12 protein-coding genes are annotated in these 11,771 nt (G+C 61.7%); 6 read left to right on the forward strand and 6 right to left on the reverse strand.

Annotated elements, in window-relative coordinates; all coding sequences use genetic code 11:
- Positions 1–4: 4 nt before the first annotated feature.
- From J2X76_RS06615 to J2X76_RS06630, 4 genes are all read right to left on the reverse strand, one after another.
- The gene (locus J2X76_RS06615) at positions 5–1,633 is read right to left on the reverse strand and encodes an ABC transporter ATP-binding protein (RefSeq protein ID WP_310214197.1); all 1,629 of its coding nucleotides are present in this window, start codon (positions 1,631–1,633) and stop codon (positions 5–7) included.
- Positions 1,634–1,637: 4 nt separating this feature from the next.
- A complete protein-coding gene (locus tag J2X76_RS06620; protein ID WP_113125388.1) occupies positions 1,638–2,786 on the reverse strand; it encodes an ABC transporter permease in 1,149 nt (382 codons plus the stop codon).
- Positions 2,786–3,868 carry a microcin C ABC transporter permease YejB gene (locus J2X76_RS06625; protein ID WP_310214199.1) on the reverse strand — a complete coding sequence of 361 codons (1,083 nt, stop codon included), beginning with the start codon at positions 3,866–3,868 and terminating at the stop codon, positions 2,786–2,788. The genes J2X76_RS06620 and J2X76_RS06625 overlap by 1 nt, the downstream gene beginning before the upstream one ends.
- A 145-nt stretch (positions 3,869–4,013) precedes the next feature.
- Positions 4,014–5,852 carry an extracellular solute-binding protein gene (locus J2X76_RS06630; protein WP_310214201.1) on the reverse strand — a complete coding sequence of 613 codons (1,839 nt, stop codon included), beginning with the start codon at positions 5,850–5,852 and terminating at the stop codon, positions 4,014–4,016.
- A 196-nt stretch (positions 5,853–6,048) separates the two neighbouring features.
- Between J2X76_RS06630 and mepA the strand changes: the two genes are divergently transcribed.
- The 6 genes from mepA to J2X76_RS06660 all read left to right on the forward strand — a co-directional run bounded on the left by mepA (position 6,049) and on the right by J2X76_RS06660 (position 11,118).
- On the forward strand, positions 6,049–7,107 hold the full coding sequence (gene mepA / locus J2X76_RS06635) for a penicillin-insensitive murein endopeptidase (RefSeq protein WP_405029983.1): 1,059 nt from the start codon (positions 6,049–6,051) through the stop codon (positions 7,105–7,107).
- 120 nt (positions 7,108–7,227) lie between these two features.
- Positions 7,228–7,608, forward strand: a complete 381-nt coding sequence (locus J2X76_RS06640) for a methylglyoxal synthase (protein ID WP_113125384.1) — start codon at positions 7,228–7,230, stop codon at positions 7,606–7,608.
- Positions 7,609–7,616: 8 nt separating this feature from the next.
- Positions 7,617–8,639: a glucokinase gene (locus J2X76_RS06645; RefSeq protein WP_310214203.1), complete on the forward strand. Its 1,023-nt coding sequence runs from the start codon at positions 7,617–7,619 to the stop codon at positions 8,637–8,639.
- A gap of 445 nt (positions 8,640–9,084) precedes the next feature.
- Positions 9,085–9,435, forward strand: a complete 351-nt coding sequence (locus J2X76_RS06650; protein WP_113285044.1) for a hypothetical protein — start codon at positions 9,085–9,087, stop codon at positions 9,433–9,435.
- Between the two features lie 202 nt (positions 9,436–9,637).
- Entirely contained in the window at positions 9,638–10,456 is an 819-nt protein-coding gene (gene dapB / locus J2X76_RS06655) for a 4-hydroxy-tetrahydrodipicolinate reductase (protein WP_113125380.1), read from the forward strand.
- A gap of 26 nt (positions 10,457–10,482) precedes the next feature.
- Positions 10,483–11,118, forward strand: a complete 636-nt coding sequence (locus tag J2X76_RS06660) for a 2,3-bisphosphoglycerate-dependent phosphoglycerate mutase (RefSeq protein WP_113125379.1) — start codon at positions 10,483–10,485, stop codon at positions 11,116–11,118.
- A gap of 13 nt (positions 11,119–11,131) precedes the next feature.
- On the opposite strand, the gene J2X76_RS06665 is transcribed toward J2X76_RS06660, so the two are convergent.
- On the reverse strand, positions 11,132–11,461 hold the full coding sequence (locus J2X76_RS06665) for a BrnA antitoxin family protein (protein ID WP_113125378.1): 330 nt from the start codon (positions 11,459–11,461) through the stop codon (positions 11,132–11,134).
- The gene (locus J2X76_RS06670; protein WP_113125377.1) at positions 11,445–11,753 is read right to left on the reverse strand and encodes a BrnT family toxin; all 309 of its coding nucleotides are present in this window, start codon (positions 11,751–11,753) and stop codon (positions 11,445–11,447) included. Before J2X76_RS06670 ends, J2X76_RS06665 begins: the two co-directional genes overlap by 17 nt.
- Positions 11,754–11,771: the final 18 nt, after the last annotated feature.

Here is an 11,771-nt window from a genome sequence, read left to right on the forward strand (position 1 = left end):
GGGACTACTGATTGAGGGCTTCGGTTTCGACCGTTTCTAGATGGAAGGCCGCCGCCATCAGCGCGCGGGTATAATCCTCTCTCGGCGCCTGGAAGATCTGGTCGGCGGGACCTTCTTCCACCACCTTGCCGAGCCGCATGACGATGACATGGTTGGCGAGCGCCTTCACGACCTTCAGATCGTGGCTGATGAAGAGATAGGCGAGATCGTGCTTCTTCTGCAGGTCGCGCAGGAGATCGACGACCTGCGCCTGCACCGTCATGTCGAGCGCCGAGGTCGGCTCGTCGAGCATCACGAAACGCGGTTTCAGCACCATGGCGCGGGCGATGGCTATGCGCTGCCGCTGGCCGCCGGAGAATTCGTGCGGATAACGCCAGCGCGTCGCCGGGTCGAGGCCAACTTCCTCCAGCGCCCAGGCGACGCGCTCGTCGCGCCCGTCGGCGGAGAGCGACCGCTCATGCACCCTCAACCCCTCGGCGACGATATCGCCGACCGACATGCGGGGGCTGAGCGATCCGTAGGGATCCTGGAAGACGACCTGAAGACGGTCGCGGAACGGGCGCATCTCCTTGAAGGAAAACTTGTCTATGTCCTTGCCGATGAAGGCGATGCGGCCCTGGGAGGAAATGAGCCGGGCAAGCGCCAGACCGAGCGTCGTCTTGCCGGAGCCGGATTCGCCGACGACGCCAAGCGTCTCGCCGGCCCGCAGCTTGAGATCGACGCCATCGACCGCTTTTACGTGATCGACCACCTTGCGCAGAAAACCCGCCTTGATCGGGAACCAGACGCGGATGTCCCTGCCCTCCATGACCACCGGCTTGGAGGGATCGGCGAGCGGCGGCTCCCCTCGCGGCTCGGAGGCGAGCAGGTGGCGCGTATAGGCATGCTGCGGATTGGTGAAGACGTCTTCCACCGTGCCGGTCTCGACGATCTTGCCCTTGGTCATGACGCAGACGCGATCGGCGAATTTGCGGACGATGCCGAGGTCATGAGTGATGAACAGCATGGACATGCCGTGCTCGCCCTTGAGGCTGCGCAGGAGATCCAGAATCTGCGCCTGCACCGTGACGTCGAGCGCCGTGGTCGGCTCGTCGGCGATCAGCAGCTTCGGGCGGTTGGCGAGTGCCATGGCGATCATCACGCGCTGGCGCTGGCCGCCGGAAAGCTCGTGCGGATAGGCCTTCAGCCGCTTTTCCGGCTCGCGGATGCCGACCTGGTTCAGGAGTTCGAGCGTGCGGGTTCGCACGGCCTGACCGTTTATTCCGTGATGAAGCTCGAGGATCTCGCCGATCTGCGTTTCGATCGAATGAAGCGGATTGAGCGAGGTCATCGGCTCCTGGAAGATCATCGTGACATCGTTGCCGCGCACATGGCGCAGCTCCGGCTCCGACGCCTTCAACATGTCCTTGCCGTCGAACAGGATCTGGCCCGACGGATGGCTGGCGGAGGGATAGGGCAACAGCTTGAGGATGGAATTGGCCGTCACCGACTTGCCGGAACCGGATTCCCCCACCAGCGCCATCACCTCGCCTGGCATGATGTCGAAAGAAACCCTGTCGACGGCGATCGAGGTGTCGCGGCCCTGGTGGAAGGCGACGGAGAGATCGCGGACGGAAAGAAGCGGCTCTGTCATCGGCTCACCCGAACGTCTTTCTGGGATCGAAGGCATCGCGCACCGCTTCGCCGATGAAGATCAGCAGCGACAGCATGATCGACATGGTGAAGAAGGCGGTGAAGCCCAGCCATGGCGCCTGCAGGTTGTTCTTGCCCTGCGAGATCATCTCGCCGAGCGACGGCGAGCCCGGCGGCAGGCCGAAGCCGAGGAAGTCCAGCGAGGTCAGCGTCGCGATCGAGCCCGACAGGATGAAGGGCAGGAAGGTCAGCGTCGCGACCATGGCGTTCGGCAGGAGGTGCCGGGACATGATCGTCCAGTTGCCGACACCGAGGGCGCGGGCGGCCCGGACATATTCGAAATTGCGGGCCCGCAGGAATTCGGCGCGCACCACGCCGACGAAGCCGACCCAGGAGAACAGCAGGAGGATTCCGAGGAGGACGAAGAAGCCCGGAGGCAGGATCGAGGCGATGATCAGGAGGATGTAGAGAACCGGCATGGACGACCAGATCTCGATGAAACGCTGCATCAGCAGATCCGTCCAGCCGCCGAAATAACCCTGCACCGCGCCGGCCGTCACGCCGATCACCGCCGAACAGATCGTCAGCACCAGGCCGAACAGGACCGAGATGCGGAAGCCGTAGATCATACGGGCGACGACGTCGCGCGCCTGATCGTCGGTGCCGAGCCAGTTGAGGTTGCCGAGGATGCAATTGGGGTCCTGGTCCTTCTGCGGATAGGCGGCGCAGCGATCGGCCTTTTCCATCAGCCAGAAGGGCTCGGTCGGGGCCGAATGCGGGATGTTGGAATTGACCGTCTGGTAGGAATAGCGGATCGGCGGCCAGATCATCCAGCCGTTCGCCTCGATTTCCTGCTGGATGTAGTCGGAGCGATAATCTGTCGTCGCCAGGAAGCCGCCGAACTTTTCCTCCGGGTAATCGACCAGGACCGGGTAGAGGATCTCCCCCTTGTAGGAGGCGACGATCGGACGGTCGTTCGCGATGAATTCGGCAAACAGGCTGAGCACGAACAGAACCATGAACAGCCAGAAGGACCAGTAACCGCGCCGGTTGGCACGGAAATTGGCGAGCCTGCGACGGTTGGTCGGCGAGATCCACGGCCGCTTCCGCGCCGGCGCCGGCTGCACGGCAGTCTTTGCGGCGGTCGCCTCCATCAGACATCCCTCCGCTCGAAATCGATGCGCGGATCGATCCAGGTATAGATCAGGTCGGAAATCAGGCTGACGAACAGCCCCATCAGCGAGAAGATGTAGAGCGTGCCGAAAACGATCGGATAGTCGCGGTTGACGATCGAGAGGTAACCGAGGCGTCCCAGCCCATCCAGCGAGAAGATGTTCTCGATCAGCAGCGAGCCGGTGAAGAAGGCGGAGATGAAGGCGCCCGGGAAACCGGCGATGACGATCAGCATGGCGTTGCGGAAGACGTGGCCATAGAGAACCTGCCGCTCATTGAGGCCCTTGGCGCGCGCCGTCGTCACATACTGCTTCTTGATCTCGTCGATGAACGAGTTCTTGGTCAAAAGCGTGGTGGTGGCGAAGGCGGAAAGCGACATGGCGATCAGCGGTAATGTCAGGTGCCAGAAATAATCGACGATCTTCTGCCACCAGGGGAGCTCGGAGAAATTGTCGGAGACGAGGCCGCGCAGCGGGAACCAGTCGAAAAATGAGCCGCCTGCAAAAAGCACGATCAGCAGGATGCCGAACAGGAAGCTCGGCACCGCATAACCGATGACGATCGCCCCCGACGTCCAGACGTCGAAGGTCGATCCGTCCTTGACCGCCTTGCGGATGCCCAGTGGAATCGAGATCAGGTAGGAGACGATCAGGATCCAGAAGCCGAGCGAGATCGACACCGGCATCTTGTCGATGATGAGGTCCAGAACCGGCGTATTGCGAAAGAAGCTCTCGCCGAAATCGAAGCGGATGTAATTCCACATCATGTCGAGGAAGCGGGTCAGCGGCGGCTTGTCGAAACCGAACTGCTTCTCAAGCTTCTTGATGAATTCCGGATCCAGCCCCTGGGCACCGCGATAGCGGCTTTCCTCGCCGCCCCCCCGCTGCAACGTGTCGCCGCCCCCGCCGGAAAGCCGGTCGCCGGTATCCTGACCCTGGATCTGGGCGATCACCTGCTCGACAGGGCCGCCCGGCGCGAACTGTACCACGAGGAATGAAATCGCCATGATGCCGACGATCGTCGGTATCATCAGCAGGAGACGGCGGAGAATATAGGCGCCCATCAGAGCTTCCTGCCTGCCGGGCCGGCGTTTGTCTCAGCGCATATCCCGATGCCGATCAAATGGCTCTTTCCTCTTTTCCGGTGCGAATCATGTGGGTCCATTTGGAACAGCTGCCGGTCGGCGGCGCAAGTCCGCGCTCGATGCTTCACTTCGCGGGGCTTTTGGCCGACCAGGTGTCGGGGAAACCGAGGCTGTATTCCGGCAGTCTCTGCGGATGCGTGATGCGGTTCCAGTAGGCGATCCTCGCTTCGCCGGAATAAAACATCGGAACGACGTAATGATTGGCGAGCAGCACGCGGTCCATCGCCTTGATGGCCGCCACCTGATCCTCCCGGTTCGAGGCGAAGGTGATCATGTTGATCAGCTGATCCACGGCCGGATCCGCGATGCCGGCATAGTTGCGCGATCCGGGCCGGTTGACGGAGGCCGATCCCCAATAGTCCCCCTGCTCATTGCCGGGGTTCATCGTCTGCGCCCAGACCCCATACATCATGTCGTAGTCGAAGCTGCGGATGCGATTGATATATTGCGATGCGTCGACGATCCGGAGCCTGGCATCGATGCCGATTTTCTTGAGGCTCGTCACATAGGGCATCACGGTGCGCTCCTGCGACTGGCTGTTCAGGAGAATTTCGAAGCTCAAGGGCTGCCCGGTCTTGGCATTGACCATCCGGTTACCCTTCAGCTCCCAGCCTGCGTCCTTCAGCAGGCTGACGGCCGTGCGCAAGTTGTCACGCACCTTGTTCGGGTCGCCGCCGACAGGGTTGGTGTAGGGGGTGGTAAAGACCCGCGCCGGCACCTTGTCCTTCAATCCGTTGAGGATTTCCAATTCCTTTCCCTGCGGCAGGCCGGACGAAGCAAGTTCGGTGCCCCAGAAGAAGCTGTCGACCCGCTTGAGGCCACCATAGGCAAGGTTCTTGTTGAGATCCTCGAAGTCGTAAGCGTAGTTCAGGGCTTCGCGGACCCGTGCATCCTTGAACATGTCGCGTCGCATGTTCGGCACGAAAGCCTGCATGATGCCGGTTGCCTTGAACGGATTGGTCAGCGCTTCCTTGGTTACCCGCCCATCCTTCACCGCGTCGAAATCGTACCGCGTAATCCAGCGGCTCGAGCTGTTCTCCTGGCGGTAATCGATCGTACCGGCCCGGAACGCTTCGAATTCGACGTCGGCATCCGCGAAATAGGTATAGCTGATCGTCCGGAAGTTATACTGGCCGAGATTGATCGGCAGGGCCTTGCCCCAATAATCGTCACGCAATTCGTAACGGATCGTGGAGCCGGGCTGAACGGCGCCGATCTTATAGGGACCGGACCCCATCGGCGGCTCCAGCGTGGTGCGGGAAATGTCCCGCTGCTTGCCCTGCGCATCCTTGCCTTCCCACCAGTGCTTCGGCAGGACCGGAAAATCGCCGACGATCGAGGGCAGTTCGCGATTGTTCTTCTCGTCGAAGCGGAAGGTCACGTCGCGATCGCCGGTCTTTTCGGCACCCGTGACGTGGCGGTAATAGCCGGAATAGAGGGCACTGTGTTCCTTGAGCTTTTCCAGACTGAAGATCACGTCCTCCGGGGTGACCGGCTGACCGTCCGCCCATCTCGCCTCCGGCCTCAACCGGAAGGTCACCGAAGACATGTCGTCGGGATAAGATACGGCTTCGGCCAAGAGGCCGTAGGTGCCGAAAACCTCGTCCTCAGACCGCTTCATGAGCGTGTCATAGATAATACCGGCACCCGCGGCTACGGTGCCCCTGTCGATCACCGGATTGAGATTGTCAAACGTGCCCTCCTCGCCGAGACGCAGCTCGCCGGCCTTCGGCGCGTTCACATCGACATAAGGGAGCTGCTTGAAATCCTCCGGCAGCTTCAGGTCACCGACGACGGCCATGCCGTGCCGCCATTTCGGCTCCTGGGCGGTCGCCGTCGATACCGCCAGGGACGTTCCAGTGAGCGCGATCACGAAGGCTATCTTCAGCCGGGCCAAGAGCATGCATTACCCCATTTCGAGTTTCTTTGTTGCAATGAAGCATAAGGCAAAAGGCGGCGAAAAACAGGAGTTCCCCGCTCACATCCGTTTTATCCGGCGTTATCTTCCGGAAATCGGCCAGCCTCCCACCATCTCCATTTCACCAAAATCCTGTTTCACGGTAGTTTGGAAGCGATCAGGTGATTTGCGGCGGATAGGCATGAGATCGATTTCGGCTACAATTCTGCGACTGACGATGGCCGCGGTCCTATGCGGCAGCTTCACTGCCTCGGCGGCGGCCCAGGAAGGCACGCCGGCGAAACAGCTTTTCGGGGGCATGAAGCTCCCGAGCAAGGCGGAGGCGGAACCGCTCGGTTTCTATGCCAAGGGCTGCATGTCGGGTGCCGTGGCGCTGCCGACCGACGGGCCGACCTGGCAGGCGATGCGCCTTTCGCGCAACCGCCGCTGGGGCAATCCGGAGATGATCGCGCTGCTCGAACGGTTCTCCGGCGATGCCGCAAGGCTCGGCTGGGGTTCCGGCATTCTCGTCGGCGACATCTCGCAGCCGCGCGGCGGCCCGATGATCAACGGCCATTCCTCGCACCAGATCGGCCTCGATGCGGATGTCTGGTTCACCCCGAAGCCCGCCCAGCCGTTGACGGTGCAGCAGCGCGAAAGCCTGCCGTTCACCTCCATGCTCGACAAGAGCAAGTTCCTCACCGTCGATTCAAGCCGCTGGACCAGCACCCACGCCAAGCTGATCATGCAGGCGGCGAGCTATCCGCAGGTGGAGCGCGTCTTCGTCAACCCGGCCATCAAGAAGAAGCTCTGCGAGACCTGGACCGGCGACCGCAACCTGCTCGGCAAGGTACGACCGATCTATGGCCATGACGAACATTTCCATATCCGCATCTCCTGCCCGCCGGGTTCCACGACCTGCCAGAAACAGGCCGCGGTGCCGGCCGGGGACGACTGCAACAGCAAGGGGTTTGCCTGGTGGTTCACCAAGGAACCGTGGGCGCCACCGCCCAAGCCTGATCCGAACAAGAAGCCGGTCAAGCCGCGCCAGGTGATGCTCTCCGACCTGCCGAAAGCCTGCGCGGCCGTGATCGCCGCGCCCGCACGCTCCGAAGAAGACGCGACTTACGGGGGCAGCGCGATGGCCTACACGGCGCAGCCGGCGGCATCGGCGCCGGCCAGGAATATCGACGCGATCATCAACGATCCGCCGCCCGCATCCGACGACGTGCCGGTTCCGACGCCCCGCCCGCTGCAATAGTTTCGAATAAGGCCGGCAATCGAAATGACCGGCCGCCTCGCGACCTTCCCAAGACCGAAGCGGCACGCTAGAACGCATCACAAATCGATTGAAAAACGTTCTGGCGAGGACAACCCCATCATGTCGGCCAAGCCCTGCATCGCGTTGATCGCGCACGACCAGAAGAAGAATGACATGGCGGATTTCGCCCGCCATCACCAGGCTGCGCTATCGCGCTTCCGGATCGTCGCCACGGGTACGACCGGCGGCCGCGTCCAGGATGCCTGTCCGGGCCTTGAGGTGACGCGGCTGAAAAGCGGGCCGCTCGGCGGTGACCAGCAGATCGGCGCGATGATCGCCACCGGCGAGGTCCATATGCTGGTTTTCTTCATCGACCCGTTGAGCGCGCTTCCCCATGACGTCGACGTCAAGGCGCTGACCCGTCTCGCGACCGTCTACGACATTCCGATGGCGCTCAACCGCGCCACAGCCGAAAAACTCATCGACTTTCAGAAGGACTAAGCTTCCCGATGGCCGATACCATGAAGACCGACAAGCTGCCCTTTCCGATCCTGATCGGCGATATCGGGGGCACCAATGCCCGCTTCTCCATTCTTCTCGACGCCTATGCGGAACCGAAACCGTTCCCGAACGTGCGTACCGCGGACTATCCGACCATCGACGATGCGATCCAGAAGATCGTGCTCGATACGAGTTCGGTACAGCCGCGCTCGGCTATCCTCGCCATCGCCGGGCCGATCGACGGCGACGAGATCGACCTCACCAATTGCGACTGGGTGGTGCGCCCCAAAGGCATGATCGCCGATCTCGGCTTCGAGGACGTGCTGGTCGTCAACGATTTCGAAGCGCAGGCGCTGGCGGTGGCGGCTCTCTCGGACGAATACCGCGAGGCGCTCGGCACCAGTAACGAACCGCATATGGCGTCACGCGTCGTGCTCGGCCCTGGAACCGGGCTCGGCGTCGCCGGCCTCGTCTATGCGCGGCACATGTGGTTTCCGGTTCCCGGCGAAGGCGGACATGTGGATGTCGGCCCGCGCTCGGAGCGGGATTTCCAGATTTTTCCGCATCTCAAGCGCATCGAGGGACGCGTTTCCGCAGAAGAGATCCTGAGCGGGCGCGGCGTCGTCAATATCTACCAGGCCGTCTGCACGGCCGACGGCGTTCAGCCTGCGTTTTCCGATCCGGCGGATATCACCGCCCACGGGCTGAACGGCACGAATTCCCAGGCCGTCGAAACGCTTTCGCTGTTTGCTACCTATCTCGGCCGGGTCGCCGGCGACATGGCACTGATCTTCATGGCGCGCGGCGGCGTCTATCTCGCCGGCGGCATTTCGCAGAAGATCATTCCGGCGCTGAAAGGCCCCGAGTTCCGCGCAGCCTTCGAGGACAAGGCACCGCATACGGAACTGATGGGCACGATCCCCACCTTCGTGGTGACCCATCCGCAGGCGGCGCTGGCCGGACTGGCGAGCTTTGCCCGCACCCCTTCGGCCTATGGAATTTCAACCGACGGCCGCCGCTGGCGCGGTTAGGCTCTTGCGCTTTTTCAATTCCTGATGGAAATAGGGCCCTCATTGAGTGAGGGGCATATTTTCATGTTTTCTAATATTTTCCGTGGCTTAGCGATTTCCGCGCTCTGCGTTGGCCTGACAGGCTGCCTGACGGAGGACAATTATGAAGCGGCAGCCGAAGCATTGAAGGGAAGTGCGTCTCTCCGCGAGAAGTTTGTCGTGAAATGCGTCGGATAAGGCCACGACTGGAACGCCCGATCGCGTGAAGCCTTCTCTTGGTATGTCAGCACAGCAGACGCCAAAAATCCTCGCCTGCTTTGCCAGCGCATCGTCAATTCAATCGCTTCCGGCAAGCTGAAGTACAAGGATTGGCAGTCTTTCAATGAAGACGAACTCACCAAGGGTGCCATCGCAGCCTTGCGAGGTAAGTAAACTTGGCCCGCCGCATATCAATCGGAATCGAACCATGCTGATCCTTTCTTATCGGATGCTGGCGGTCGCCATCGTCGCGTCGGCGCTTGCAAGCTGTGCGACGCAGGCGACGCCTGAGAGATACAAGGCCGCCTCCACCGCACTCGAAGGTAGCGCCGCCTTGCGTGCCAAGACTATAGCCCATTGCGTCCAGCATAAGTGGCGCAAGGAGACGATCGAAAACCTGGCGCTTCTGCTGGACGTTTCCGAAAGCAAGGCCCCGGCTCTTGGCTGCCAGCGCGTGATCAATGGAGTGGCGTCAGGCAGATTGACCTATGAGGACTTCGAAAAGACGCGACGGGGCGATATTACCGCGAAAGTCGTCAAGGTTCTGCAGGGGCGCTGATACGACACCGGGAAGCGTCTTCCTGCATCACGCGGCAAGCCGGGAAGGCGTGGCTCCGCATTGGAGGCCATATTCCGGCTAGCGGTTCGGCAAAAATACGTCCCATTCTCGGTACTTGCACTGGATCGTGACGGGCTCTAGGTTCGTCGCGAAATTCGCAACCGCCGACAGACATTCCAAACAGCCAAGGACTGCGCCGCCCATGACCACAAATGACATGAAACTCGTGGTGGTCGGCGCAGCGGGTCGCATGGGTCAGGCCCTGATCCGGGTCATCCACGAAACCGAAGGCGTGACGCTGCACGCGGCCGTCCAGCGCGAGGGTTCGCCGTTCATTGGCAAGGATGCGGGCGAACTCGCGGGTGTCGGAACGCTCGGCATTCCAGTAACCGCCGATCCGCTGCAGGCCTTTCTCGATGCCGAGGGCGTGCTCGATTTCACGACGCCGGCGACGAGCGTCACCTTCTCGGTGCTCGCCGCGCAGGCACGGATCGTCCATGTGATCGGCACCACGGGATGCTCGGTCGAGGACGAGGAGAAGTTCAAGGCAGCCGGCCGGCATGCGCGCGTCGTCAAATCCGGCAATATGAGCCTTGGCGTCAACCTGCTCGGCGTGCTCGTCGCGCAGGCTGCGAAGGCGCTTCCCGCAGCGGGCTGGGATATCGAGGTTGTCGAAATGCATCACAAGCACAAGGTCGATGCGCCTTCGGGCACGGCGCTGCTGCTCGGTGAAGCGGCCGCGCAAGGCCGCGGCATCGATCTCGCAAGCCAGTCCGTCCGTGTGCGCGATGGCCATACGGGAGCGCGACCGACCGGCACGATCGGGTTCGCGACGCTGCGCGGCGGTTCGGTCGTCGGCGACCATTCGGTCATCCTTGCCGGCGAAGGCGAACTCGTGACGCTCTCGCACAGCGCGCGCGACCGCTCGATCTTCGCGCGCGGCGCGGTTGCCGCAGCGCTCTGGGCGCGCGACAAGAAGCCCGGCCACTATTCCATGCTCGACGTGCTCGGGCTTTCCTGAAAATCTCCCCGGAAGGAAATCATCTCATGAGCGGTACTCTCGTCCTCGTTCGCCACGGTCAGAGCGAATGGAACCTCAAGAACCTGTTCACCGGCTGGCGCGATCCCGACCTCACCCCGCTCGGCATCCAGGAAGCCGAGACCGGCGGCGTGGCGCTGGCCGAGACCGGCATCAAGTTCGACATCGCCTTCACCTCGGACCTGAAGCGCGCCCAGAACACGCTGAAGATCGTCCTCGACAAGGTCGGTCAGCCGGATCTGGAAACGATCCGCAACCTTGCGCTCAACGAGCGCGATTACGGCGACCTCTCCGGCCTCAACAAGGACGATGCCCGTGCCAAGTGGGGCGAGGAGCAGGTGCATATCTGGCGCCGTTCCTATGACGTGCCGCCGCCGGGCGGTGAATCGCTGCGCGACACCGGCGCCCGCGTCTGGCCCTATTACATGACGGAAATCCTGCCCCGCGTGCTGCGCGGCGAAAAGGTGCTGGTCGCCGCCCACGGCAATTCGCTGCGTGCGCTGGTGATGGTGCTCGACCGGCTGAGCCAGGAAGAGATCCTCAAGCTCAACCTCGCGACCGGCGTGCCGATGGTCTACACGCTGAAGGCAGACTCGACCGTGGCATCCAAGGACATCCTCGGCGACATGTCCGGCGCGCACTGAGCGCCGAGCACAATCAGGTCCGTTTCTGGGATTTCAGCGACGCCAGCATTTCGCGACGTAGAATGGCGTTCATGCGGGCCTGATACCCTTTGCCTTGAGACTTGAGCCAGTCAACTACATCGGCATCCACTCTGGCCGTGATCTGCTGTTTCAAGGGGCGATAAAATCGCCCCCTTCCTGCATTCTGAAGCTGCTCTTCGCTCAGGCCCGGAATGTCGCTGAAATCTATCTGCTCGTCCGGAAGCTCCGACAGAGCCGCCAGCTCGGCTTTCTGCTTGTCGGTCAGAGGCGGCAGACTATCCTTGTCGACCTCGTATCGAACGATATCAGCGCTCTTCTTCATAACGTCGTCTTTCCTTCGGATCGGCCTTTCGTGCGGAAATGATGCGGATCACTTCGGAGGTCTGACCGTCATCCTCCTCGTCATCATAGACGGTGTGAGCCACGAGCAGGATGGCGAGACCATCAACAGAACCCAGTGCCTGCCAACGCTGCTCTCCACCTTCGATGCGATCCTGCTCAATCAGGACGAAAGGGTCGGCAAAAACACGAGCAGCGGTCTCGAAGCTGATGCCGTGCTTCTTGACGTTCGTCGCCGCCTTTGCGCGATCCCATTCAAAACGCATCAGGTTCATTGCAAAAATATAATTATA

The organism is Neorhizobium sp. 2083, from assembly GCF_031455615.1.
GTDB lineage: Bacteria > Pseudomonadota > Alphaproteobacteria > Rhizobiales > Rhizobiaceae > Neorhizobium.